Annotated in this window: 25 protein-coding genes and 3 pseudogenes; 22 read left to right on the top strand and 6 right to left on the bottom strand. The window is 62.9% G+C overall.

The features are described from left to right. Positions 1-48 precede the first annotated feature (48 nt). Complete coding sequence (locus tag QCE63_RS00380) at positions 49-561, top strand: winged helix DNA-binding protein (protein ID WP_309829453.1); 513 nt, start codon at positions 49-51, stop codon at positions 559-561. A gap of 18 nt (positions 562-579) precedes the next feature. Here QCE63_RS00380 and QCE63_RS00375 read toward each other — a convergent pair whose 3' ends face one another. After that, positions 580-1260 (bottom strand): 5-formyltetrahydrofolate cyclo-ligase, encoded by a 681-nt coding sequence (locus QCE63_RS00375; protein WP_404990069.1) that lies wholly within the window; start codon positions 1258-1260, stop codon positions 580-582. A 19-nt stretch (positions 1261-1279) separates the two neighbouring features. Between QCE63_RS00375 and QCE63_RS00370 the strand changes: the two genes are divergently transcribed. The 4 genes from QCE63_RS00370 (at position 1280) to QCE63_RS00355 (ending at position 6212) form a co-directional block, all read left to right on the top strand. After that, positions 1280-3247 (top strand): transglycosylase SLT domain-containing protein, encoded by a 1968-nt coding sequence (locus QCE63_RS00370; RefSeq protein ID WP_309829451.1) that lies wholly within the window; start codon positions 1280-1282, stop codon positions 3245-3247. Between the two features lie 138 nt (positions 3248-3385). Beyond that, positions 3386-4342: a complex I NDUFA9 subunit family protein gene (locus tag QCE63_RS00365; RefSeq protein ID WP_309829449.1), complete on the top strand. Its 957-nt coding sequence runs from the start codon at positions 3386-3388 to the stop codon at positions 4340-4342. 17 nt (positions 4343-4359) lie between these two features. After that, positions 4360-4980, top strand: coding sequence for a glutathione S-transferase family protein (locus QCE63_RS00360; protein ID WP_309829447.1), 621 nt, complete (start codon positions 4360-4362; stop codon positions 4978-4980). After that, positions 4977-6212, top strand: coding sequence for a multifunctional CCA addition/repair protein (locus QCE63_RS00355; protein WP_309829445.1), 1236 nt, complete (start codon positions 4977-4979; stop codon positions 6210-6212). Before QCE63_RS00360 ends, QCE63_RS00355 begins: the two co-directional genes overlap by 4 nt. A 6-nt stretch (positions 6213-6218) precedes the next feature. Here the strand turns inward: QCE63_RS00355 and QCE63_RS00350 are convergent, their stop codons facing one another. Together QCE63_RS00350 and QCE63_RS00345 are read right to left on the bottom strand one after the other, a co-directional pair. Continuing rightward, positions 6219-6413, bottom strand: a complete 195-nt coding sequence (locus QCE63_RS00350) for a DUF2905 domain-containing protein (protein ID WP_309829443.1) — start codon at positions 6411-6413, stop codon at positions 6219-6221. 12 nt (positions 6414-6425) lie between these two features. Further along, positions 6426-7631 (bottom strand): class I SAM-dependent methyltransferase, encoded by a 1206-nt coding sequence (locus tag QCE63_RS00345; RefSeq protein ID WP_309833626.1) that lies wholly within the window; start codon positions 7629-7631, stop codon positions 6426-6428. A 13-nt stretch (positions 7632-7644) separates the two neighbouring features. Here QCE63_RS00345 and QCE63_RS00340 point away from each other — a divergent pair, with 13 nt between their 5' ends. The 10 genes and pseudogenes from QCE63_RS00340 to QCE63_RS00300 all read left to right on the top strand — a co-directional run bounded on the left by QCE63_RS00340 (position 7645) and on the right by QCE63_RS00300 (position 16953). Then, positions 7645-8487: an SDR family oxidoreductase gene (locus QCE63_RS00340; protein ID WP_309829441.1), complete on the top strand. Its 843-nt coding sequence runs from the start codon at positions 7645-7647 to the stop codon at positions 8485-8487. Between the two features lie 24 nt (positions 8488-8511). After that, on the top strand, positions 8512-8913 hold the full coding sequence (locus tag QCE63_RS00335; protein WP_309829439.1) for a dihydroneopterin aldolase: 402 nt from the start codon (positions 8512-8514) through the stop codon (positions 8911-8913). Continuing rightward, positions 8910-9869 (top strand): tRNA 2-thiocytidine(32) synthetase TtcA, encoded by a 960-nt coding sequence (ttcA, locus tag QCE63_RS00330; RefSeq protein ID WP_309829437.1) that lies wholly within the window; start codon positions 8910-8912, stop codon positions 9867-9869. Before QCE63_RS00335 ends, ttcA begins: the two co-directional genes overlap by 4 nt. Positions 9870-9967: 98 nt before the next feature. Then, the gene (gene glmU, locus QCE63_RS00325; protein WP_309829435.1) at positions 9968-11335 is read left to right on the top strand and encodes a bifunctional UDP-N-acetylglucosamine diphosphorylase/glucosamine-1-phosphate N-acetyltransferase GlmU; all 1368 of its coding nucleotides are present in this window, start codon (positions 9968-9970) and stop codon (positions 11333-11335) included. An 80-nt stretch (positions 11336-11415) separates the two neighbouring features. Beyond that, positions 11416-13233: a glutamine--fructose-6-phosphate transaminase (isomerizing) gene (glmS, locus tag QCE63_RS00320; protein WP_309829433.1), complete on the top strand. Its 1818-nt coding sequence runs from the start codon at positions 11416-11418 to the stop codon at positions 13231-13233. 445 nt (positions 13234-13678) lie between these two features. Continuing rightward, positions 13679-13895 (top strand): annotated as a pseudogene (locus tag QCE63_RS00315) (transposase); the annotation flags it as partial. Between the two features lie 22 nt (positions 13896-13917). After that, positions 13918-14066: pseudogene (locus QCE63_RS36810) on the top strand (transposase domain-containing protein); the annotation flags it as partial. Positions 14067-14176: 110 nt separating this feature from the next. Next, positions 14177-14578, top strand: a complete 402-nt coding sequence (locus tag QCE63_RS00310) for a hypothetical protein (protein WP_309829431.1) — start codon at positions 14177-14179, stop codon at positions 14576-14578. Positions 14579-14807: 229 nt separating this feature from the next. Then, entirely contained in the window at positions 14808-15143 is a 336-nt protein-coding gene (locus QCE63_RS00305; RefSeq protein WP_309829429.1) for a PepSY domain-containing protein, read from the top strand. 7 nt (positions 15144-15150) lie between these two features. Then, positions 15151-16953, top strand: coding sequence for an ABC transporter ATP-binding protein (locus QCE63_RS00300; protein WP_309829427.1), 1803 nt, complete (start codon positions 15151-15153; stop codon positions 16951-16953). Between the two features lie 101 nt (positions 16954-17054). On the opposite strand, the pseudogene QCE63_RS00295 reads toward QCE63_RS00300, so the two are convergent. Both QCE63_RS00295 and QCE63_RS00290 read right to left on the bottom strand, forming a co-directional pair. Beyond that, positions 17055-17386: pseudogene (locus QCE63_RS00295) on the bottom strand (transposase); the annotation flags it as partial. Between the two features lie 425 nt (positions 17387-17811). After that, positions 17812-18039: a hypothetical protein gene (locus QCE63_RS00290; RefSeq protein ID WP_309829425.1), complete on the bottom strand. Its 228-nt coding sequence runs from the start codon at positions 18037-18039 to the stop codon at positions 17812-17814. A 48-nt stretch (positions 18040-18087) separates the two neighbouring features. Between QCE63_RS00290 and QCE63_RS00285 the strand changes: the two genes are divergently transcribed. The 7 genes from QCE63_RS00285 to QCE63_RS00255 all read left to right on the top strand — a co-directional run bounded on the left by QCE63_RS00285 (position 18088) and on the right by QCE63_RS00255 (position 23588). After that, positions 18088-18504, top strand: a complete 417-nt coding sequence (locus QCE63_RS00285) for an RDD family protein (RefSeq protein ID WP_309829423.1) — start codon at positions 18088-18090, stop codon at positions 18502-18504. Between the two features lie 166 nt (positions 18505-18670). After that, positions 18671-19492 (top strand): MipA/OmpV family protein, encoded by an 822-nt coding sequence (locus QCE63_RS00280; protein WP_309829422.1) that lies wholly within the window; start codon positions 18671-18673, stop codon positions 19490-19492. A gap of 8 nt (positions 19493-19500) precedes the next feature. Next, entirely contained in the window at positions 19501-20175 is a 675-nt protein-coding gene (locus tag QCE63_RS00275) for a response regulator transcription factor (protein ID WP_309829421.1), read from the top strand. 135 nt (positions 20176-20310) lie between these two features. Further along, the gene (locus QCE63_RS00270) at positions 20311-20949 is read left to right on the top strand and encodes a hypothetical protein (RefSeq protein ID WP_309829420.1); all 639 of its coding nucleotides are present in this window, start codon (positions 20311-20313) and stop codon (positions 20947-20949) included. A 37-nt stretch (positions 20950-20986) separates the two neighbouring features. Further along, a complete protein-coding gene (locus tag QCE63_RS00265; RefSeq protein WP_309829418.1) occupies positions 20987-21211 on the top strand; it encodes a hypothetical protein in 225 nt (74 codons plus the stop codon). A gap of 118 nt (positions 21212-21329) precedes the next feature. Beyond that, positions 21330-22166 (top strand): alpha/beta hydrolase, encoded by an 837-nt coding sequence (locus QCE63_RS00260; protein ID WP_309829417.1) that lies wholly within the window; start codon positions 21330-21332, stop codon positions 22164-22166. Between the two features lie 183 nt (positions 22167-22349). Further along, positions 22350-23588, top strand: a complete 1239-nt coding sequence (locus tag QCE63_RS00255; RefSeq protein WP_309829415.1) for an MFS transporter — start codon at positions 22350-22352, stop codon at positions 23586-23588. Positions 23589-23902: 314 nt separating this feature from the next. On the opposite strand, the gene QCE63_RS00250 is transcribed toward QCE63_RS00255, so the two are convergent. Beyond that, the gene (locus tag QCE63_RS00250; protein ID WP_309829412.1) at positions 23903-24601 is read right to left on the bottom strand and encodes a FadR/GntR family transcriptional regulator; all 699 of its coding nucleotides are present in this window, start codon (positions 24599-24601) and stop codon (positions 23903-23905) included. Positions 24602-24798 lie beyond the last annotated feature (197 nt).

The raw sequence follows: 24798 nt of genomic DNA, 5'->3' as shown, positions 1-24798 counted from the left end.
AAAGTCCCTGCGCTACACTCCAACGCACACTAATAACGGGCAAAAGTTATGCCGCGCCATCCCACCAAGATCGTCTCTTCCGAACATCTCGTGTCCGAAACCAGCGCGGAACTGTCGGAGTTCGAGTACGGGCTCATCATGGCGGGAAACGCTTTCAATCGCTGGATGGTGCGCTGCATGTCGGCAGCGGGCGCGAAGGACATGACGGCGGTGGAAGTGTCGCTGCTGCATCACGTGAGCCATCGCGACCGCAAGAAGAAGCTCGCCGACATCTGCTTCGTGTTGAACATCGAGGACACGCATGTCGCCACGTATGCGCTCAAGAAACTGGTCGGGCGCGGCTATGTGCAGAGCGAGAAAACCGGCAAGGAAGTGTTTTTTTCCGCGACGCCGGCAGGGCGCGAGTTGTGCGGCCGGTATCGCGAGGTGCGCGAGGCGTGCCTGATCGCGACGCTGCGCGAGAGCGGCCTGACCAATGAGCAGATCGGCGAGGCCGCGCAGCTGATGCGCAACGCGTCCGGTTTGTATGACACTGCTGCGCGCGCGGCGGCGTCGCTGTGAATTATCGAAGCGCCCGATTCAGGCTTCCGTGATGATTGCGTCGAGCGGCAGGTCGTGCGCTTCACGCGGCAGCGCATCGCAGCGGCATGCCTCGAACGCGATGCCCAACGTTACCGGCCGCCGCGCACCCGGCCACGCGGCCAGCGTTCGGTCGTAATACCCGCCGCCATATCCCAACCGATAGCCGTCCGCGTCGAAACCCACGCACGGGATCAGCAACAGGTCCGGCACCACCACGCGTGCTTCGGCGGGCACCGGAATCCTGTAGCGGCCTTCCTTCATGGGCGCGTCGGCGCGCCATGCGTGAAAGACCATCGGCGCGCGCGGCTCGACGACCACCGGCAGCGCCGCCTCGCGTGACGTGTCTTCGGCGAGCCAGCGCGTGATGACTTCGCGGGCGTCGAATTCGCCCGCCACCGGCCAATAGAAGCCGACGCAGTGCGCCGCGTGGCGCTCGAGAGCTTCGCGCAGGCGCGTGGCCAGGGCGGTATGCAGGGCGGCGTATCCCACCTGTTCAGCCAGCGCCTCGCGACGTTCGAGCAGGGTCGCACGCAGAGCACGCTTAGGCTCCTTCTTAAGCTCATTCTTAAGCGCACTCTTAGGCACACTTCCAGGTGCATTCTCAAACGCGTGTTGCGATGTCGCGCAAACGTTGCGTGATATGCTTTCTTCCGACCCTAGGACCCGCTTCAAGACCATTCGCGCTCCAGAAATAAAGATGTCAAAACGCCTCAACCGAGTATATCCCGCGGTCTGCGCAGCCCTTGCCGCGGTTTCCCTCGTCGCCTGCGGCACGGCCTCTGCCGTCCGTCCCGACGCCGATTTCACTCCCGGTTCCGACGACCGCATCTTCATGCAACTGCGCGACGCCGCGCGCGCGAACGATGCCGGCAAAGCCGCCGCGCTCGCCGCGCAGATTCCGTCCTATCCGGCGCCGAGCTATCTTGAATACTTCACGCTCAAGCCGCAATTGTTCGATTCGCAGGGCCACGCGCGTCTCGACGCGCCGGATGCGCCCGTGCTGTCGTTCCTGCAGCGCTATGACGGCCAGGCCATTGCGGACCGCATGCGCAACGACTACCTGGTGGTGCTCGGCAGCCGCCACGACTGGAAGAACTTCGACCAGCAATACGCGCGCTTCGTGCTCAACGATGACACGCAGGTCAAGTGTTATGCGCTGGAGGCGCGCCTGTCGCGCGGTGAGAACGTCGCGGATGCCGCGCGCGCGTTGCTCGTCGAGCCGAAGTGGTATGGCGACGGCTGTGTCGACCTGATCGGCGCGCTGGCCGAGTCGGGCCAGTTCACGAGCGATGACATCTGGCAGCAAATCCGTCTCGCCTACGAGCAGAACTACACCAACACCGGCGCCAATATCGTCGAGACGCTGGGTCAGGAGAAGCCGAAAGACTCGCTGCTCGACGACGCCGTCAGCAAGCCGCCCATTTATCTTGCGCGCGGCGTGATGCCCAATACCCCGGCGCATCAACTCACGTTGCTCGCCATTACGCGCATGGCCCGCAACGACCCGGCCATGGCGGCCGCCACGTTCAGTTCCGTCGCGCCGAGCCTGACGCCCACGGAGCGCGCCATCGGCTGGGGCACGATCGGCTATCAGGCGGCGGTCAAGCGCATGCCGTCGGCGGCGGACTGGTACCGGCTCTCGGCCAACGCGCAGCTGTCGAACCCGGCCTACGAATGGCGCACGCGCAGCGCCTTGCTCGCGGGCGACTGGAACATGGTGCGCTGGTCCATCGAGCAGATGCCGCCCGGCTTGCGCAGCCAGCCGTCGTGGGTCTACTGGCATGCGCGCGCGGTCAAGCAGGCCGGCGACACGGCCACGGCGAACCAGGAATTCCAGAGCATCGCGGACCAGTTCAACTTCTATGGCCAGCTCGCGCTCGAAGAACTGGGACAGAAGATCACCGTGCCGCCGCGCACCACCGTGACGGACGAGGAAATCGCGCAGATGCAGTCCGTGCCGGGCTTCGCGCTGGCGCAACGGTTCTATGCGCTGAACATGCGGCTCGAAGGCAATCGCGAATGGAACTGGCCGCTGCGCACGATGACAGACCGCCAGTTGCTCGCCGCCGCGCAGTATGCCAAGCGCATCGAACTGCTCGACCGCACCGTCAACACCGCCGACAAAACCAAGGCCGAGCATGACTTCTCGCTGCGCTATCTGTCGCCGTACCGGGATATCGTCGAGCGCGACGCGCAGAACACTGGCCTGGACGTCGAATGGGCGTACGGGCTGATCCGCCAGGAATCGCGCTTCATCATCAACGCGCGCTCGGAAGTGGGGGCGGGCGGCCTGATGCAGCTGATGCCGGGCACGGCGCAGCTCGTCGCGAAGAAGATCGGCATGGGTCCGGTGTCGCGCGCGCAGATGAACGAGATCAACACCAACATCCTGCTCGGCACGAATTACCTGTCGATGATCTACAATCAATTCGACAACTCGCCTGTGCTCGCCACCGCCGGCTACAACGCCGGGCCGGGCAGGCCGCGGCAGTGGCGGCAGGACTTGCGGGCGCCCGTGGAGGGCGCGGTTTTTGCTGAAACCATCCCGTTCACCGAGACTCGCGATTACGTGAAGAACGTGCTGTCGAACACCGTCTACTATGCCGCGCTGTTCGAAGGCCGTCCGCAGTCCTTGAAGGCGCGTCTGGGCTACATCGCTCCCTGACGGCGTCCCCAAGCGAACCTCACGCCCGCGCGTCCTGGAAAGGATTCGCGGGCGTTGTCTTTCCTACCTGAGATTTTCAAGACGGTTTCAAGACGGTTTCAAGACGCGTCCGTCCAGCCACGACCCAAGAGGCGAGCCATGCGACACCAACACATAGCGTTGATCGGCGGATCGGGATTCATCGGCAGCCATCTCGTCAATGCACTCGTCGATCTCGGCAAGAACGTGCGCGTGGCCACGCGCCGTCGCGCCAGCGCCGCGCATCTGACGCTGCTGCCCGTCGACGTGATCGAAACCGATATCCACGATCCCGTGCAACTCGCGGCGTTCATCGATCAGTGCGACGCGGTGATCAATCTCGTCGGCGTGCTGCAAGGCCGGCGCGGCGATCCTTACGGGCCGGAGTTCGCGAAGGCGCACGTCGAGTTGCCGCGCAAGATCGCGGCGGCGTGCGCGGCGAAGGGCGTGAGGCGGCTGCTGCACATGAGCGCGCTCGGCGCCGATGTCGACGGCCCCAGCATGTATTTGCGCTCGAAAGGCGAGGGCGAGAAGATCGTGCGCGAATCCGGACTTGACTGGACCGTGTTCCGCAGTTCGGTGGTGTTCGGTCCTGAAGACAACCTGCTCAACCAGTTCGCGTTCCTCGAACGCATGTTTCCGGTGATTCCGCTCGCGTGCGCCGATGCGCAGTTCCAGCCGGTCTTCGTCGGCGACGTGGCGAAGGCCATGGTCAACGTGCTCGATCTCGACGCCGCCGGCCATAAGGTCTATGAACTCGCGGGTCCCGGCGTCTACACGCTCGCGGAACTGGTGCGTTTCGCGGGCAAGACCATCGGCAAGCATTCGCGCATCATCAAGCTGCCGGAGACGCTTGGCCGTCTGCAGGCGATGACCATGGAAATGGCGCCTGGCGAACCGCTGATTTCGCGCGACAACCTCGACTCGATGAAAACGCCGAATATCGCCAGCGGGCCGCTTGCGCCCGAACTCGGCATCGACGAACCGGCAAGCATCGAGGCCATTGCGCCGCTGTACCTGACCGGCAATGGCTCACGCTCGCGCTTCGACGCTTTCCGCGCCACCGCGCACCGCTGAACTCCTACTTTGATTGCATGAAACTCGTTATCGGTGACAAGCTCAATTCTTCCTGGTCGATGCGTCCGTGGGTGCTGCTCACGCATTTCGGCATCCCGTTCGAGGAGACGCTGATCCGCCTGAGCCAGCCCGACACCAAGGCGCGGATCCTGGCGCTTTCGCCGAATGGCCAGGTGCCGTGCCTCATCACCGATACGGGCGTCGCCGTGTGCGAATCGCTGGCGATTGCCGAGACGAATGCCGAACTGCATCCGCAGCACGCGATGTGGCCGCGCGACGCCGACGCCCGCGCACGCGCCCGAAGCATCAGCGCAGAGATGCACGCGGGCTTCGCGGACCTGCGCCAGAACATGCCGATGGACCTTTCGCTGCACGCGCCGGGCACGGGCGCGACGCCGGGCGCGCTCGCGAACATCGCACGCATCGAAGCCATCTGGGCCGAGTGTCTCGCGGCGTCGGGCGGACCGTTCCTGTTCGGCGAGTTTGGCATTGCGGACGCGATGTACGCGCCGGTCGTCATGCGCTTCAACTCCTATGCGCCCAGGCTGAGCCAGACCTCGCTGGACTATGCGCGGCGCGTCACGGCATTGCCGGCCGTGGCCGCATGGATCGACGGCGCACGCGAGGCGGCGCGATGAACATCTATGCGGTCGGCGGCGCGATCCGCGACGAACTGCTCGGCGTGCCGGTGGTGGATCGCGATTATGTCGTGGTGGGCGCGACGCCCGAACAGATGGTCGCGCAGGGGTATCGGCCGGTCGGGCGGGATTTTCCGGTGTTCCTGCATCCCGAGACGCACGAGGAATACGCGCTCGCGCGCACCGAACGCAAGACGGCCGCCGGTTATCACGGCTTCCAGTTCTACTATTCGCCGGACGTGACGCTCGAAGAGGATCTCGCGCGGCGCGATCTCACGATCAACGCCATGGCTCGCGAAGTCACGCCGGCGGGAGAATTGACGGGTCCCGTCATCGATCCCTTCGACGGCCGGGCCGATCTCGCGAACAAGCTGTTCCGGCACGCGGGCGATGCGTTCGTCGAGGATCCGGTGCGGATTCTGCGCGTGGGGCGTTTCGCCGCGCGTTTCGCCGATTTCGACGTCGCCCCCGACACGGCTGCGCTGATGCAGAAGATGGTCGCGGCCGGCGAAGTCGATGCGCTGGTGCCCGAGCGCGTGTGGCAGGAAGTGTCGCGCGGGCTGATGGAGAAGAAGCCGTCACGCATGTTCGAGGTGCTGCGCAACTGCGGCGCGCTGGCGCGCATCCTGCCCGAGGTCGATGCGCTGTGGGGCGTGCCGCAGCGCGCCGACTATCACCCGGAAGTGGACACCGGCGTGCACGTGATGATGGTGCTCGACTACGCGGCGTCGCAGGGCTTCGCGTTGCCGGTGCGTTTCGCGGCGCTCACGCACGATCTCGGCAAGGCGACCACGCCGGAAGACATCCTGCCGCGCCATCTCGGTCACGAAGGACGCAGCGTGGATCTGCTGCGTCCACTATGCGAGCGGCTGCGCGTGCCCAACGAATGCCGCGACCTGGCGGTGCTGGTCGCGCGTGAGCACGGCAATATCCATCGCGTGATGGAGATGGGCGCGGCTGCATTGGTGCGGTTGTTCGAACGCGCCGATGCGCTGCGCAAGCCGGCGCGTTTCGCCGAGGCCTTGCAGGCCTGCATGGCTGATGCACGCGGCCGGCTGGGACTTGACCGGCAGCCGTATCCGCAGGCGGAGCGGTTGCGCGAGGCGCTCGTCGCGGCCCGTTCCGTCGATGCCGGCGCGGTCGCGCAACAGCACGCGGCCCAGCCGTCGAAGATCAAGGATGCGGTACACGACGCGCGGGTCGCGGCGGTGAAGGACGCGCTGGGCGTCTGACCGCCGTCAGAGTGCGCGCGCGATCAGCGAAAGCAGCACGGAGAGCAGCAGCGTCGACATGAAGGGAAACGAATATTCCCGGCCGAACAGCCGCAGCGTGAAATCACCCGGCAGCCGCCCAATGCCGAACTTCCTGAGCCAGGGCAGCGAGCCGGAGAGGATCGCGAGCGCGATGAAGGTGGTCAGCAGCCAGCGGATCATGATGGATAAAAATCATAGGGTATGACTTCGGTCGCCGGTGGCGAAGGCGTCGAGCGTGCCGGGAATGCCGCGCGAGAACGCGATCACCTTGAACAGCTCGCCCATTTCGGCCTCGGAAAGCAGTTTCTGCACGGCATTGGCGGCCGGCAGGAAGCGCCGCACATCGGACGGATCGAGTTCGCCGAGTACGTCGGTGACGCCCGCGTTCAACAGGAAGCGGCCTTGCGAAGTGAAACCGAGCAGATCGGCGCCGGTCTCGACTCCAGTTTCCGCGATGCCCGTGAATTCCACATGCGCGGTGATGTCCTGCAAGCCCGGATAGAGAAACGGATCCGGATGCGCACGATGCCGGTAGTGACACATCAGCGTGCCGCCCGCGCGCTGCGCATGATAGAACTCGCGGCGCGGAAAACCATAGTCGATGAAAAACGCCGCGCCGCGCACGAGCATCGTGCAGATCGTCTTCGTGAAGCCCAGCGCCGCTTCGTGCGTTTCCGTCACGTATTCGGCGAACGGTTCGTCGTTGGCCTCGTCGATGGCGGCATCGATCAGTTCAACTTGCGCGTCCGGCGTGATCGGACGGTCGTCGAAGGCCAAGCGGTCGTTCAGCAGCACCACGCCGCGCTCGTGCCACGCGCCGAGCTTGCGCGCGACGAGGCGCACGGGCATTGCGTCCAGCACCTCGTTGCCGATCACCACGCCCTCGAAGCTGTCCGGCAGCGAATCGAGCCATTGCACCTTCGCGGCGAGCGCGGGCGCGTCCCGTTTGATGGTTTCACGCTGGCGCGCGCGCAGTTCGCCGGAGAGATCGACGATCGCGTAGCTGTCGAAGGGCACGTCGAGGTGGGCGAGGGCGCTCATCAGGCCCGCAGCGAGCTTGCCGGTGCCGGCGCCGAACTCCATCAGCTGCCGCGTGCCGCTCTGCTGCAACGCCTGCGCGACGGGACGCGCGAGCGTCGTCGCGAACAGCGGGGACAACTCGGGCGCGGTGACGAAGTCGCTGCCGTCTTCTCCGCGGCGGCCGAACTTCATGGCTCCGCCGCTGTAGTAGCCCAAGCCGGGCGCGTACAACACCAGATCCATATAGCGGTCGAACGGCAGCCAGCCGCCCGCAGCGGCGATGCGCTCGCGGATCAGCCCGGTCAGCGCTTCGGATTGCGCGAGCGCGTCGGCGCCCGGAGCAGGTAAACTATCGGATTGTCGAGCATTCGAGTTCATCCCCGTATTGTAAATGAGCGCTTCCACGTCGTTTTCTCCCGCTAACTCGCCGTCTTCCGGCGCCGCCCACCGTTCCCGCGCCGTCCTCGTGACCGGGGCGGCGAAGCGCGTGGGACGCGGCATCGCACTGGAATTTGCGCGGCAGGGCTGGGACGTGGCGGTGCACTACGGCGGCTCGGAGCACGAAGCGCGCGAAACGGTGGCGCTCATCGAGGAACTCGGCCGGCGCGCGGTGACGCTGAAGGCGGATCTCGCCGTCGAAGCCGAAGTCGCGCGGCTGGTGCCGGCGTGCGCCGAGGCGTTCGGCGGTCTGACCTGCGTGGTGAACTGCGCATCGCGTTTCGACGAGGACACCGCCGGCGATTTCCACTACGCGAAGCTGCTGGAGATGACCGCGATCAACGTCGCCGCGCCGCTCTTGCTCGCCCGCATGCTGCACGAGATCCTGCCGGACGCCGCGTCCGCCCGCGACGAACTGCGCGGCGTGGTCATCAACGTGCTCGACCAGAAGCTTTACAACATGAACCCGGATTACCTGTCGTACACGCTGACGAAGGCCGCGCTCGACAACGCCACGGTGGCGCTGGCCCAGGCGTTCGGGCCGAAACTGCGCGTGGTGGGCCTGGCGCCGGGCTTGACGATGATTTCCGCCGGGCAGACGCCCGCGACCTTCGCGGCGGCGCATCGCGTGACGCCGCTGAATCGCGCGTCGACGGTGGAGGATGTCGCGCAGGCCGCGTGCTATCTCGCGAACGCGCACGGCGTGACCGGCACGACGCTCGTCGTCGATGGCGGCCAGCACCTCGTGCCGAGCCCGCGCGACGTGATGTACATGATCGGCGCGCAGAATCACTGACGCGCCCAACTTTTGGATGAAACCATGCTTGCCGCACTTTCGCACCCCCGGCTGACCGATTGCCGGCGGCTTTTTCTGCGCAACTACGAAGTGCGCATCAACATCGGTGTGCATGACTTCGAAAAGCGCGGCGAGCAACGCGTCGTGATCAATGTCGAGCTGTACGTGCCGCTCGCGCTGTCGACGCCCGTCGCGGACAAGCTGGCCGAAGTCGTCGATTACGACTTCATGCGCTCGACCATCGCGGCACGCGTGAAGCGCGGCCATATCCATCTGCAGGAAACGCTCTGCGATGACGTCGCCGCCGCCTTGCTGGCGCATCCGGACGTGCGCGCGGTGGCGGTGTCGACGGAAAAACCCGACGTCTATCCCGATTGCGACGCGGTGGGCGTCGAAGTCTTCCGCATCAAGGAGGAACAGGCATGAACGCGCGCGACACCCTCGACACCGTGGATGCGGTCAAACCGGCCCGCGAGGCGCTGACGAAGCGCCAGCAAAAGGAAGCATACGAGAACAACAAGCTGCACAAGCGTATCGTGCGGCAGGTCGGCGAGGCGATCGGCGACTTCAACATGATCGAGGAAGGCGACAAGGTCATGGTGTGCCTGTCCGGCGGCAAGGACAGTTACGCGATGCTCGAAATCCTGATGCGGCTGCGCGAGCGTGCGCCCATCAACTTCGACATCGTCGCCGTCAATCTCGACCAGAAGCAGCCGGGCTTTCCGGAGCACGTGCTGCCCGAATACCTGGCGAAGCTGGACATTCCGTTTCACATCGAAAATCAGGACACGTACAGCATCGTCAAGCGCCTGGTGCCGGAGGGCAAGACCACATGCTCGCTGTGCTCGCGGCTGCGGCGCGGCATTCTGTACCGCGTGGCGGGCGAACTCGGCGCGACCAAGATCGCGCTCGGCCATCATCGCGACGACATCCTGCAGACGCTGCTGCTCAACATGTTCTACGGCGGCAAGCTGAAGGGCATGCCGCCCAAGTTGCAATCGGATGACGGCAAGAACGTCGTGATTCGTCCGCTCGCCTATGTGAAGGAAACGGATCTGGAGAAATACGCGGAGTTGCGCGAATTTCCGATCATTCCGTGCAACCTGTGCGGCAGCCAGCCGAACCTGAAGCGCGCCGAAATGAAGGCGCTGATTCGCGAATGGGACAAGCGTTTCCCGGGACGGATCGAGAACATGTTCAACGCGCTGTCCAATGTCGTGCCGTCACATCTGATGGACGGCGCGCTGTTTCCGTTCGCCGGATTGCGCGCGACGGGCGAAGCGGATCCGCAGGGCGATATCGCGTTCGACGAAGAACCGTGCGCAAGCGAACCGTCAACGTCGCCGGGCACCATTTCAATTGTGCAGTTCGACGACCTGTAGGCGTTGTCAGAGCGGGATGCGGCGTGCCTTTCGCCGCATTGCATCAAGGAGCCGGATGCTATATTGGCGGCTCGTCACACCCAGCAAGGCTTCCCGGCATGAACATCGTGATTCTGGCTGCCGGCATGGGCAAGCGCATGCGCTCCGCCCGGCCGAAAGTACTTCATTCACTGGCGGGCAAGCCGCTGCTCGCCCATGTCATCGACACGGCGCGCACGCTTTCGCCGACGCGCCTCGTGGTCGTCGTCGGACATGGCGCGGATCAGGTTCGCGAAGCCGTCGGCGCGCCGGATGTGCAGTTCGCGCTGCAGGATCGTCAGCTCGGCACCGGGCACGCCGTGCAGCAAGCCCTGCCGCTGCTCGATCCTTCGGTGGCCACGCTCGTGCTGTACGGCGATGTGCCGCTCACGCGCGCCAGCACGCTCGAACGCCTGATCCAGGCCGCGGGCGAGAACCGTTATGGCGTGTTGACCGTGGACGTCAGCGATCCGACCGGCTATGGCCGCATCGTGCGCGATGCGGCGGGCTCGGTCCGCAAGATCGTCGAGCAGAAGGATGCGTCGGAACAAGAACGCCGCATCGCGGAAATCAACACGGGCATCGTCGTGACGCCGACGCGCGCGCTCGAAGGCTGGCTCGCGTCGCTCAGGAATGACAACGCGCAAGGCGAGTTCTATCTGACCGATGTCGTCGAACGCGCGATCGAATCGGGCGTGGAAGTCGTGACCGCCCAGCCGGACGCCGAATGGGAAACGCTCGGCGTCAACAGCAAGATCCAGCTGGCCGAACTCGAGCGGATTCATCAGCGCAACGTCGCGCACGCGCTGCTCGATGCGGGCGTGACGCTGCTCGACCCGGCGCGCATCGACGTGCGCGGCACGCTCGCATGCGGCGCGGATGTGTCCATCGACGTGAATTGCGTGTTCGAAGGGCGCGTGACGCTCGGCGACAACGTGACGATCGGTCCGAACTGCGTGATCCGCGATGCGGATATCGGCGCGGGCGCGCGGGTGGATGCGTACACGCATATCGAAGGCGCCACGGCGGGCGCGAACGTGGTGCTCGGGCCGTATGCGCGGCTGCGTCCGGGCGCGCAACTGGCCGATGAAGCGCACGTCGGCAACTTCGTCGAGGTGAAGAACGCGGTGCTCGGGCGCGGCTCGAAAGCGAACCACCTGACCTATATCGGCGATGCCGACATCGGCGCGCGCGTGAACATCGGCGCGGGCACGATCACCTGCAACTACGACGGCGCGAACAAGCATCGCACGGTGATCGGCGACGACGTGTTCGTCGGCTCCGATACCCAGCTGGTCGCGCCGGTGCGCGTGGGCAGCGGCGTGACGATCGCGGCCGGCACGACGGTGTGGAAGGACATCGGCGAGAACGAACTCGTGCTCAACGAGAAAACGCAAGTGAGCAAGACGGGCTATGTGCGCCCGGTCAAGCGCAAGAACAAGTCGTAAGGCTGTCGGTTTGGCGCAGTCTGACGCGCGCGGTCCGGTGCGCCGCGCTTTCACATACTGGTTTCAAAGGATGAACGCCCATGTGCGGAATTGTCGGCGCGGTAGCGCAACGTAACATCGTCCCGGTGCTGGTCGAAGGGCTGCGCCGGCTGGAGTATCGCGGCTACGACTCGTGCGGCGTGGCCGTGCTGAGCCATGGCGAGCCGCGTCGCGCCCGCAGCGTCGCGCGCGTGTCCGACCTCGATGCACAGGTGCGCGATTCGAATCTCGGCGGCATGACCGGCATCGCGCATACGCGCTGGGCCACGCATGGCGCGCCCATCACGGACAACGCCCATCCGATCTTTTCGCGCGATACCGTCGCGCTGGTGCACAACGGCATCATCGAGAACTATGAGTCGCTGCGCGAGATGCTCAAGGGCAAGGGCTACGAGTTCGTCTCGCAGACGGACACCGAAGTCATCGCGCATCTGGTTCACAGCATGTATCACGGCGACCTGTTCCAGACCGTGCGCGATGCCGTGAAAATGTTGCACGGCGCGTATGCGATCGCCGTGCTGCACAAGGACCAGCCGCACACGGTCGTGGGCGCGCGCCAGGGTTCGCCGCTTGTGGTCGGCGTGGGTCAGGGCGAGAACTTTCTCGCTTCCGATGCGCTGGCGCTCGCGGGCAGCACCGACCGCTTCGCGTTCCTCGAAGAGGGCGATGTGGTCGAGATCGGGCTGGATGGCGTGAAGATCGTCGATCGCGAAGGACTGCCGGCGGCGCGTGACGTGCGCACGGTGACGGCGTATGGCGGCGCGGTGGAACTCGGGCCTTACCGGCATTTCATGCAGAAGGAAATCTTCGAGCAGCCGCGCGCGATCACCGACACGATTCCGCAAGCCGATCACTTCGGTCCGGCGCTGTTCGGCGAAGGGGCGGGCGACGTGTTCGCGGACATCGACAGCATTCTCATTCTGGCGTGCGGCACGAGCAGCTACGCGGGGCTGACGGCGAAGTACTGGCTCGAATCGATCGCGAAGATTCCAACGCAAGTCGAGATTGCCAGTGAATATCGATATCGCGAGTCGGTGCCGAATCCAAAGGCGCTGGTCGTGGTGATCTCGCAGTCAGGCGAAACCGCCGACACGCTCGCGGCGCTCAAGCATGCGCAGTCGCTCGGTCACAAGCACACGCTCGCTGTGTGCAACGTGGCGACGAGCGCGATGGTGCGCCAGACCGAACTCGCGTTCCTGACGCATGCGGGCACGGAGATCGGCGTGGCCTCGACGAAGGCGTTCACGACGCAGCTTGTTGGGCTGTTCGTGCTGGCCGTGACGCTGGCTAAGATGCGCGGTCGCGTCGATGCGAAGCAGGAGGCGGCGTATTTCGCGCAGTTGCGCCATTTGCCGGCGGCGCTGAACAGCGTGCTGGCGCTGGAGCCGCAGATCATCGCGTGGTCGGAGGATTTTGCGCGCAAGGAGAATGCGTTGTTCCTCGGGCGCGGGCTGCATTATCCGATTTCGCTCGAAGGTGCGTTGAAGCTCAAGGAGATCTCGTATATCCACGCCGAGGCCTATCCGGCGGGCGAGCTCAAGCATGGGCCGCTTGCGCTGGTGACCGAGGCGATGCCGGTGGTGACCGTCGCGCCAAACGATGCGTTGCTGGAGAAGCTCAAGTCGAACATGCAGGAAGTGCGGGCGCGCGGCGGGGAGTTGTATGTGTTCGCCGATGCGGATACCCGCATTGTGAGTCAAGATGGGATTCATGTGATCCGCATGCCCGAGCATTATGGGGCGCTGTCGCCTATCCTGCACGTCGTGCCGTTGCAGTTGCTGGCTTATCATACGGCGTGCGCCAGAGGCACCGATGTGGATAAGCCCCGGAATCTGGCGAAGTCGGTGACGGTAGAGTGAGGAGAGTTTTGTTGGGGGTCGCTGTTGGCAAGTTCTGACAGTTATCCTCAAAGCGCCTGCAAAAGTTATCCTCAAGTCCGTCGGACCGACCGGAATCCCCGCCGGGACGGGGCTTAAGGGTAACGAATCGCACCAACACGCATCACCTCAAAAACGTCGCCAACACGGGCAAATCTGTCCCTCACTTGGCGCCCGGGGCCCCGGCACCGGTTTCTCGCAATTCCCCTCTGACTACTCCCCGCACCACCGCCCTCCGCGCCGCGCTCCGCAGGTAGCCAAGCGTCAATCTTGTCGGCGTTGGTGTCCTTGCTTAGCTCGCCACGCCCTTTCTCGCCGCGGAAATAAGCAGTTTGCTCGGCTGCCTCCGTGCGCGGATGCGGGAAACCATGCAGCACGCGTTCCTTGCACACCACTGATTGCGCGCGTCGAGGACCGGGACAGGTAGATTGAAGAGAAGACCCGCGAGGTCGATGAGCAGGAGCAGGAGCTACGCTACCGGCAGACCCGCGTCGACCGGTTGACCCACGCGATAGCGATTCTCAAAGGTTATCAATTCGGCAAGCGCAGCGAGCAACTCAACAACGATCAGATCATTCTGCTGGATGAGGCGATCGACGACGGATCTCGCGGCCATTGAAGTTGAGCTCGAGCAACGTCGGCCACAAGCCATAGCCGGGCCGCTATCTCAAAACAGCGCACATGAATGGGCACGAACCACCCGCCTATCTGAAGGCCTACCTGAAAGACGTTCTCACCCGATTGCCATCTCAAAGGCCAGTGACATAGCAGCATTGCTGCCTCGTTGCTGGCAGCCGGCGGCCGCTATCCGCTAGCCCAATTCGTCAAGACGGGTTTGCCGGCCGCTTACTATCGATGCCGCAGATCACGTAGTGGATGACTTGAGAGGATAATCGCGAGCACGACTTGCGATAGGGCAGGGGTGATGGCGGAAGCCAACCAAGTAATCAAGAGTGCATTCAACGACACGCTTGTGTTCGCCCTTTGTGCGGTTTTGTATCTGATGGGTGTCGCTGTTGCGCTCAAACGATTGTTCCGAAACGGATCTGGGCCCGTCAAGTTCATGCGTCGAATCTACTACGGTTTTGCAACTCTGATCATTGCGTATGGCAGCTACGAAATTGTCTTCCTTGTGCACCATAAAGTCGGCGGAGCGCTGTTGGGAATTGCATTTCTCGTGACCATCTTTGGGATTTCTCTCGCGCTGGTGGGACAAATAACCTCGTTGGTCGCCAAGGCAATCGCAACCATGACACATGCGTCTCGCGAATCAAGTCTCGCACGCGAAGATTCGACTAACTACCACAATGAGCGCACGCCGGACTGAGTTTTGCGCAATGTAACCCGGAGATTTCAGACCGAGTGACGAAGTCAGTCAGTGCCCTGTGCCGGCCGTCTTGAACGACGCTGGCCCCGAAGAACATCGCGAGTTCCGTGGAGATTTGCCGAGACATCAATCACCGAAAAGCGTTGAGCTTGAATGCGTGCTTCGTCGTGTCGCATTCTTGCTAACCGTATGAATTCTCGTAACCTATCGAAACGTCAAGGAGCAGGCAGTGAAATTCAAAATGCTTTGCGCAGCAATCGCGCTCTCTGATACTGCGATGGCACAGTACGCGCTAGCGGACAGGCTCGGTGCTGACTGGATGCCAAATGACCAAGCCATCCAGAAGTTGAGCAAGGAGCGATACGCCAAAGTCCATCTCAAAACCGGCGATGGTCACTGGGACGGCGAGGCGACCAAAGGAGGCCGTATCGACGAACTTCACGTTGGTCCTCGCGTCGTGAAGCAAGCTCTTCCTCCAGGCAACGAAACGTTCTGTCCTTTCGAGTCGACTTTGCGCCGTGGCGAGGGTGGACCCAAAGGCGTTGTTCATCCCATCTTCGGGTAGATGAACCGTGGAACTACTGCATGATGTCGGCGAGTTCTTCAAGCGAGCTAGGCGCGCGCTCCTGCTCGTATGGAGCACATCGCCCGTGTTTCTCATTGGGCTTCTTGCCGCGACTGTCGTTGCCGGCGTTCTCCCTGCCTTGGCTGCCGTCATTGGGCAGCGTATCGTCGATGCGGTCGTCTCAGCCACGCGCGATTCTGTTTATGGTCTGCATTGGGCGGTAACGCGCTATCTCCTGCTGGAAGCGTTGGTCCTGATTGCGATCGCCGCGAGTCAGCGCACGCTGTCCTTGCTCCAGAATCTCCTTCGGGCCCGGCTGGGACAGAAGGTCAACCTTCTCATACTGGAGAAGGCCCAAAAGCTGAGTCTGGTCCAATTCGAGGATTCGGAATTCTACGACCGGCTCGTACGGGTTCGGCGAGATGCGTCGTCCCGACCGCTGTCGCTCGTCATGAAGTCGCTCGGGCTGGTTCAGAATCTTATATCGCTGACAACCTTCGCGGTGTTGCTCGTACGATTTTCGCCGTGGGCGCTCGTTATCCTGGTTGCCGGCGCGATTCCGGGTTTTATCTCGGAAGCGCGTTTTTCGGGCAGTGCATTTCGCCTTTTCGGGCGCAGGACGCCTGAAAGTCGGCAGCAGAACTACATCGAGTCGTTGCTCTCGCATGAAGCCAACATCAAGGAGGTCAAGCTATTCGGCTTTGCTCCGCTTCTCTTGCAAAGGTATCGCGATACCTTTGAGAGACTCTACGCAGAGGACCGAGCGTTAACATTACGCCGCGATGGCTGGGGCTTCCTGCTTGGGGCGGTCGGCACCATCGCCTTCTACGCGGCGTATGCATGGATTGTCTTCGAGACGGTCAACGAGACGATCTCATTGGGCCAGATGACGATGTATCTTGTCCTGTTCCGGCAGGGCCAGAGTGCAGTGAGCAGCAGCTTGTCGTCCATTGGCGGGCTTTACGAGGACGGTCTTTATCTGAGCGATTTGTTCGAATACCTTGCCCAACCCGAAACGGTGAGTTCCGGTTCCCTGACCCAAGGCGCACATGCCGGTGAAGGCCTTCGCTTCGAGCAGGTCTCATTCATTTACCCTGGTGGCGAACGCCCGGCATTGTCGAACATCAGCTTCGAACTGAAGCACGGCCAGACGCTCGCTCTCGTGGGCGAGAACGGGTCCGGCAAAACGACGCTCATCAAGCTTCTTACCCGCCTGTACACACCGTCCTCTGGCCGCATCCTGCTTGATGGAACAGACCTTCAGGACTGGGACGAGTACGCGCTGCGACGGCGGATCGGCGTCATCTTCCAGGACTTCATCCGGTACCAGTTCAAAGCAGGCGAGAACTTGGGCGTTGGAGACATTGAAGCGTTTTCCGACCGCTCGCGCTGGAGCGAGGCAGCTCGAAAGGGTATGGCTGCTGCTTTCATCGAGCAGATGGAAGAAGGATACGAGACTCAGCTAGGACGCTGGTTCGCAGGCGGTCGGGAGCTGTCGGGCGGCCAATGGCAGAAGGTTGCATTATCCCGGGCCTACATGCGAGAAAGCGCCGACATCCTCATCCTGGACGAGCCCACTGCGGCACTCGACCCTGAAGCGGAAGCTGGCGTCTTCGAGCAGTTCCGGGCACAGGCGGGTCAGCAGATGTCCATTTTGATTTCACATCGCTTCTCCAGCGTGCGTGGCGCCGATCAGATAATCGTTCTGGATCAGGGAACGGTGCTTGAGAGCGGAAGCCATCCGCAATTGCTCGCATTGAACGGCAGGTACGCACACCTCTTCGACCTGCAAGCGCAGGGTTACAAATAAGCGCGGTTTCCCCACCACGAAGGGGTAACCGCGCTGGGTGCACTGCGCGAGGCCGGACCGGGCGGAAGGGCTGCGCTTGTCGTTTGCCCGCATAAGCAACAGCGGCGTTCGTGCCTGGGAATCAGGATGGGTTCGAAGCTGCCATGCCAGTCACACGGCACCTCAATACGGGTCGGGCCATCTTCGATAAGAACCGTCTAGGCACCCCGGCCGTTTCTCTGATTCGTGACGTTGGTTGGCTTGGCCGCACCGGGCGCGTAGCCGAGAGGTTGATTCATCTCGCCGCCCGGAGCGCGCTCGATCAGAGCCTTCTTCAGCGCCATCGTTGCTGACTTGATGGCTTCAGCCGTCACTGGACCCTTGCCAAGCTGCTCAAGCAGCTCGGCCGGAATCGCCGGCAGATCCCCGGCTGAGCTTTCGGTTTGCGAGGCATGAACTCTCCTTGTGAGCATGCCGTGCCTTGAACATGAAATTGCTGACAGGCCCAAGAAGGTCCAAACGACGTGACACGCCGGCGGGTACCTGGCAGGGTCATGAAGGCGCCAACTGATGACGACAAGACCTCGCGTGCTGCTGACATGGACGACGACCGCTTTGCTTTACTGGAAGCATGTCGGCGGAAAGGATCAAAATCCTTGCCATCTGCGAGCGACCCAGCAACAGGACGCTAGCCAGTCATCGCCAGCTCATCGAGGCTGGCGGCCACGCCGAAGCCGGCGGTCTCAAGGAATGCTCGTGCCAGAATCCTCAACTGAGCGTGCCAGGCTCGTACGCCCGGAAATCCCAAGTAAGCTGAGCTTTGGCGAAAAGACCTCGACGCGAGGATTTGAACTGGTTGACCAAGAGAATGTCTTTGAGTCAGGGGAGCAAGCGACGGTGCGAGCCGTACCCCGTGTAGTCGCTGGTGGCGATCTTCCCGGCCGTACGATCGATCGACCCACGCTCCACGCGCGCCACTTGAATGCGTCCGTTCAATTCCTTGTGCAGCGGCTTGCCCTCGAAGCTTACCCAGGCCTTGGCGTTAAGTCCGTCCGTGAATGTCGATGCATCGGCGAACAGGTCGAACAAGGAGTTCGATTCGATCAAACTCCCATCGTCACGCACAGGCAACCTTCAACCAACCTTCCTTTCACGATGCGTCCAGCCACTTTTTCCGAGCGCGGTCGCGCCCTGTTCATCGATTCTCTCTGGTGGACGATCATCCTGCTCTTCATCCCGGTCGGATCTTCGATCGAGGACGTTCCATTGTCACCGGACGCGCTTGCGGCAACCCTGTTCTTGTGGATGATCGTTGCGCAAAGCGTGCCGATACTGGTGACAGGCGTCCTATGGGCTGTCTGGGGCACATCGCCCGGAAAGCATGTGCTGAGACTACGCATCGTGGATGCGGACAGCGGTGCGCCGATGACGGTCCGGCAAGCCCTGTTGCGCACGATGGGTTATCTGCTGACCTTCGCCACATGCGGAGCGGGATTCCTATGGGTGCTGTTCACTTCACGCAAGCAAGCGCTTCACGACCGTATTGCGAACACAGTCGTCGTGACCGGATAAGAAAGCGCAACGGTCGATATTCGCGGACCGGATCGAGCATCGTCCAGGCGGCGCACGTCCGGCGGCGTAATGCCGAAACACATTGGTCACGTCGCGCATGACGGTAAGTATCGGGTAAGTCGATGGAACCTAGCGTGGGCAACCTCAATCACCTTGAGGATCACTCATGCTCAACGTATCAAAGAACCGGCTTGTGTCTCTGACTGTTGCAAGCATCGCATTCGCGTGTCCCCTCGGGCCGGCAAATGCCGCCGAGATCGACGACACCACGACCGGGTCCGCCGGAGACGGATTCGGCATTCTTGGCAATGCCACGAACGTGACCCATTGGGGTCTCGGTGCCGGCGTCATGGTGTTGCGAAAGCCCTACCAAGGCGATGACGCAAGCGCTTCCCCGATTCCGCTTTTCTACTTCGACGACAAATGGGTGAGCGCAATCGGCACGACGCTCGACCTCAAGCTTTTGCAGTGGCATGGCATCAGGGTTGCGCTTCGAGGCAGGTATGCGTTGGGCGATGGCTATGACAGCTCGGACTCGAGCATGCTTCAAGGCATGAGCGACCGAAAGGCCGGGTTCTGGTTCGGACCCGCGGTGTCCTGGACCAGCGGCCTCGGTACGCTGTCAGCAGATGTGCTGACATCCGGGAACAAGGGGCAGCAAGTCAACGTGCGCTTCGGCAAGGCGTTCGCGTTCGGTCCGTTTGCGGTCGTGCCTCGCATCGCCGCGCAATGGACAAGCTCGAATTACGTCGACTATTATTTTGGCGTCAGGCCCGAGGAAGCAACCGCATATCGTCCTGCTTATCGCGGCACATCGGCCATCAATGAAGAAGTCGGCATGGCCTTCGCGTGGAATCTCACGCGGAGCCAGCGGGTCAGCCTCGACCTGAATGTCCGCTACTTCGGCAGCAGTGTTGCGGACAGCCCCATTGTCGGCAGAAGGTTCGTGCCCAGCGCAACGGTCGCTTACCTTTACCAGTTCAAATAACTTGCACCATGCCCCGTATTGCGTTGCTTGAGGACGATGCGCGCCTGGCCGGCATGATTCGCCGCGCGCTATTGAATTCGGGAATTGCAACCGACATTTTCTCGAGAATCTCGGAAGCGAAATACGCATTCGGCAAAGTCGAATATGCCGCGCTGATTCTCGATCGAGGATTGCCCGATGGAGATGGGTTGGATTTTCTGCGGCGTCTTCGGAGCACGAACGCGATGATGCCGTGTCTCGTCCTGACAGCGCGCGACGGGGTGTATGACCGCATCGATGGCCTGGAGAGCGGCGCCGACGACTATCTCACCAAACCCTTCGTCATGAGTGAGATGGTCGCCCGCGTTCGCACGCTATTGCGTCGTCCTCTTGTATTGGAAACGCTGACCGCGACGTTTGCAGATCTCGAGATCTGCCCGAGGCAACGGACACTCTCCTGCAACGGCAAGTCCGTTCCACTCGCCGCAGCGGAATTGCAGGTCCTGTTGGCGCTTGTCCAGGCGCGCGGTCATACGGTTTCTCATACGCGGCTCGAGCATGCGGCCTGGGGTCTCGGAGAAGCAGTCACGCCCAACGCGCTCGAAGTGACCGTTCATCGCTTGCGCAAGAAGTTGTGTGCCGTCAACGCAGCAACAACGCTGATCAACTTTCGCGGCGCCGGCTTCGCATTGCGTCATCCATAAGGGGACGTCCGTATGACGCTGCGGCGCTTCATTCAGAGCGTCGCAGGCAACCGATGCAGAACGAGCCTGTCTTTCAGACTGCGGTGGGCGAGGGTTGCTGCCTTGGCGACAGGTTTGCGCGCGGCAGTGGCGGTCATGTTCCTTCTGATTCATCTGATTCCGGTCCACGTCTCGCGGCGCCACGCGGATGGTCGGATGGCCCGGCGCGCCGCCGATGGCATCGTGGTCGACGGCCACGGCAAGATCAGCGGTGTTCGGATGGACGACCAGACAGCGTGGCTGTACGCATCGCCGCCGAAGGGAATCATGTATCGCGTGCTCGACCACGAAGGCCGTGCGCTTCTTGCGTCGCCCGGAGCGACAGACGGCGTGCGCGGAGCGGAGCGCAGGCCGCGCGAAGACGTCGGGCGCACCGGGACACGCGCATTGGCGGACAACTGTTCAATCTGTCGACGGTCCAGCGCAACGCGCGGGCGAGACCGTCTTCGTCCCGACGCAATAAGCCACCCGTCCGACCGGGGGCTCGTGGCATTGAAGTTCGAACCGATGCCCGAATTCACCACCTTCACCCTGCTTGCCGCGATCGATGCATTCAGCATCGCCCTGCGATTCGTCATGAGACGCTTGCTCGATCCGGTTGGCCAGGCGTCGGCGGAAGCCGCACAGGTATCCACCAGCCATCCCTGTGGGCGGCTGTCCGCGTTGAGCGTACCCGCCGCGCTCGGACGCGCTGATTCTCCCGTTCAATCAGGCTATCGAGCGTCTGGAGCGTGATTCATCGTGCCGCAGTCTGGTGCACGGCGCGCGCGTCGTGAACGCCTCCAACCGTCTACAACCCCATTTTCTGACGGGCGATTCATCCCGCGAGGACTGCAAGCGTGTACTGTTCTACTCGGGCGACGATCCCGACGCGAAAGCCGCGATCGGCCTGCTGATCGACCGGCTCGGCTTCTTCGGCATCGATCTGGGTTCGCTCGCCATGGGTGGCCGCTTCGTTCAATTCCCAGGCGGTCCGTTGCCGGCGCTCAATCTGTAAAGTTTGGCTGAGTGCCGGCCATCTTCCCTGTTCCATCCGCAGGCCCGTCGAGCCGGTGCCCGAGCGCACGCACGGCCCGACGTCACGGTCCACCTTTTTCCAACCAGCGAGGTTCATCATGCCGTTCGTCACGACCAAGGATAACGTCGAGATCTTCTATAAGGACTGGGGCCCGAAGGACGCTCAACCGATCGTGTTCCATCATGGCTGGCCCCTGTCCTCGGACGACTGGGACGCGCAGTTGCTGTTCTTCGTGCAAAAGGGTTATCGCGTGATCGCGCACGACCGGCGCGGGCACGGACGTTCGTCGCAAGTCTCCGAAGGTCACGACATGGACCACTACGCCGCCGATGCCTTCGCGGTCGTCGAAGCGCTCGACCTGAAGAACGCCGTGCACATCGGGCACTCGACCGGAGGCGGCGAAGTGGCGCGCTATGTCGCGAAGCATGGCGAACCGGCGGGACGCGTCGCGAAGGCGGTGCTCGTCAGCGCGGTGCCCCCGCTCATGCTGAAGACCGAAGCCAACCCGGAAGGCCTGCCCCTCGACGTGTTCGACGGCTTCCGCAAGGCGCTCGCCGACAACCGCGCGCAGTTTTTCCTCGATGTGCCGAGCGGTCCGTTCTACGGTTTCAATCGCCCGGGTGCGACGGTTCATCAGGGTGTCATCCAGAACTGGTGGCGCCAGGGCATGACGGGGAGCGCGAAGGCGCACTATGAGGGCATCAAGGCGTTCTCGGAGACGGACCAGACGGAAGACCTCAAGTCGATCAGCGTGCCCACACTCGTTTTGCACGGTGAAGACGACCAGATCGTGCCCTACGCCGATGCGGCGCTCAAGTCCATCAAGCTGCTGAAAAACGGCACGCTGAAGACGTATCCCGGTTATCCGCACGGCATGCTGACGGTGAACGCCGAAGTCCTCAACGCCGATCTGCTCGCTTTCGTGCAGTCCTGACACCGCCGCACTGACGGAACGTGCGAGCCGCCGATGCCGCGGCTCGCATGCCCGCGTTTCTGTTTTCTTCCCCTCGCGCCGGCATTGTTCGGCCGCGCCGGTATCTCTGTTCAAGGCTCGATGCTTTTTCCCGTGCCGCCTCGGGCCTAAAGTGTCCGACTTCATACTGGCATTGGTGTCCTCATGCAAATCGATACGCCCACTCTTTCAGCCTCTTCCGAAGGAGGCTCAACGACGCTGCGTCAATGGCTCGCCGTGCTGGCCGTCGCGGTCAGCGCCTTCGCTTTCGTCACGGGTGAATTCCTGCCGGTGGGCCTGCTGCCGCAGATCGCGCAGGATCTCGGCGTGTCGCCGGGCGTCGCGGGCCTGATGATCACGACGCCCGGCGTGATGGCCGCCATCTCCGCGCCGACGCTCATCGTCAGCGCCGGCCGCATGGACCGCCGCTACGTGTTTCTGCTGCTCACCGCGGTGCTGCTGCTGTCCAACCTCGTCTGCGCGATGGCCACGAACTTCGCGCTGATGCTCGCCGGACGCGCGCTGCTCGGCGCCGCGCTGGGCGGCTTCTGGACGCTCGCGACGGCCGCCGCGCCGCGACTCGTGCAAGGCCGGGATGCAGCGAAGGCCACGGCCATCATCCTCACCGGCGTGACCTGCGCGACGGTCATCGGCGTGCCGCTCGGAACCTTCATCGCGTCGTTCGCCTCGTGGCGCATGTCGTTCGCGGCAACCGCCGGCCTGGTCGCGGTGGCGCTCCTCGCGCAGGCGCTTCTGGTGCCTGCGCTGCCGTCGGCATCGGCCTTGCGCGTCGCCGACTTCAGGACGCTGCTCTCACGCCCGCACACGCGGCTGAGCATGCTGATGGTCGCGGTCGTGTTCGGCGCGCATTTCTCGACCTATACCTACATCGCACCGCTGCTCGAACAGGACTTCTCGCTCAGCGCAATCACGCTGCTGCTGTTCGGTTTCGGACTCATCGGCTTCTTCTCCAATGCGCTGCTGTCGATGGCGGTCTCAAATCATCTCAAGAAGTCGGTCGCCGTCATGGTCCTGCTGCTGCTCGGCGCCATGTCGTCGATGCTGCTGCTCGAACACTCGCTCATCGGCGAGACGGCGGGGATGCTGCTCTGGGGCGTCGCCTTCGGCGCGCTGCCGCTGTGCTTCAGCGTGTGGATCCAGCGCGGTACCGCAGATCTGCCTGAAGCCGGCTCGGCGATGTTCGTGAGCATCATTCAGGTGGCCATTGCCGCGGGCTCGGCGGTGGGCGGCGCGCTCGTCGATCGCGCCGGCGTGCAGGCCGATTTCACGCTGGGACTCGGACTCGCCTTGCTGGGCCTCGTGATCCTGCAACGGCTCGCGACGCTCGAGCGGCCCGCGAAAGCGGCGTCGTTCAAACGGACCTGCGACGCATCCGCCGATTGATCGACGGCATCCGGCGTCACCGCGCGCCGGATGCCGCGCCTGTGGACAAACGTGTTGAAACGTCATGGCACTGACTGTTTGCGGATTCTGAACAACTCGGCGTAAACGCCGGCGAGCCCAAAGTTGTTCCAGGTTCACGCCAGAACGGGCCGCGATATACCGAAGTTGTTTACCTGCTAAGTCACTGACGCAAAACGGCCAGCGGCAGTTGTCCACTGAAATGAGCAGGGCTTGTTAACTACTACCACGTATACATATACGTTCTTCTGTTTACTTAGAGAAGCAGAGGGCGCTGCTCAAAACAGGCGCGGCACTCACGCCGCACCATGCACCTGCCTCAAGCGCTCACGGCTGTTGCTCAGATGCATGCGCATTGCGGCACGCGCATCTTCGGCGTCCTGCCTCACGATCGCCTGATAGATCGCCCTGTGCTCGGCAAGCACATGGCGCAGATGTTCGATCTGATCCAGTTCGGCAATCTCCGCTTTCCCGAGACGCGTGCGCGGACTCACGCCGCGTCCCATCTGGCTCAGCACGTCGTGGAAGTAGCGGTTTCCGCTCGCTCGCGCTATCTGCAAGTGAAACTCGACGTCGTGCTGCAAGACATCGGTGCTTCCGCTCGCCAGTTGCGCCTCGAATTGTCCGAGCGCGGCCGAAATCTGCTTCAAATGGGTTTCGGTACGTCGGCTTGCGGCGAGCGCTGCCGCCGCGCCCTCCAGGTCGATACGAAATTCGATGATCGCCATGATGTCGAGGAGACTCGACAGGTCCGCGTCCTTCAGGCGCATCGCCTCACGTTCTTCGGGCGCGCGAATGAAGGTGCCGATGCCATGACGCGTCTCGACGACATTCGCCGCCTGCAAGCGCGACACCGCCTCGCGCACGACCGATCGGCTCACCGAAAGCTGTTTCATCAGCGCGACCTCGGTGGGAATCTTGTCGCCAGGGCGCAGGATGCCGCGCTCGATCTCCTCGAACAGGGTGGAGACAACTTTATCGGTGAGACTGGGCATGGCGATCCGCGTCTGAAGGTAGGGGAGCGTGGTCGGACGTCTGCATGCGGTTGCTGTTGAACGCGATCTCGTCAACAGCAAGGCCGAGCGGAATCCACCGTTCAGAGATGTCCGACAACGCATCATCTCGCGTGAAAGTGAGTTGGTCAAACTGCCTAAGTTGATGTCTTAGACCTTCAGTGTTGTGAGACATCGTA

The organism is Caballeronia sp. LZ065 (assembly GCF_031450975.1).
In the GTDB taxonomy this organism is placed as follows: domain Bacteria; phylum Pseudomonadota; class Gammaproteobacteria; order Burkholderiales; family Burkholderiaceae; genus Caballeronia.
The sequence above is the reverse complement of the archived record's forward strand: the minus strand, read 5'-3'. Positions and strand labels throughout refer to the sequence as shown.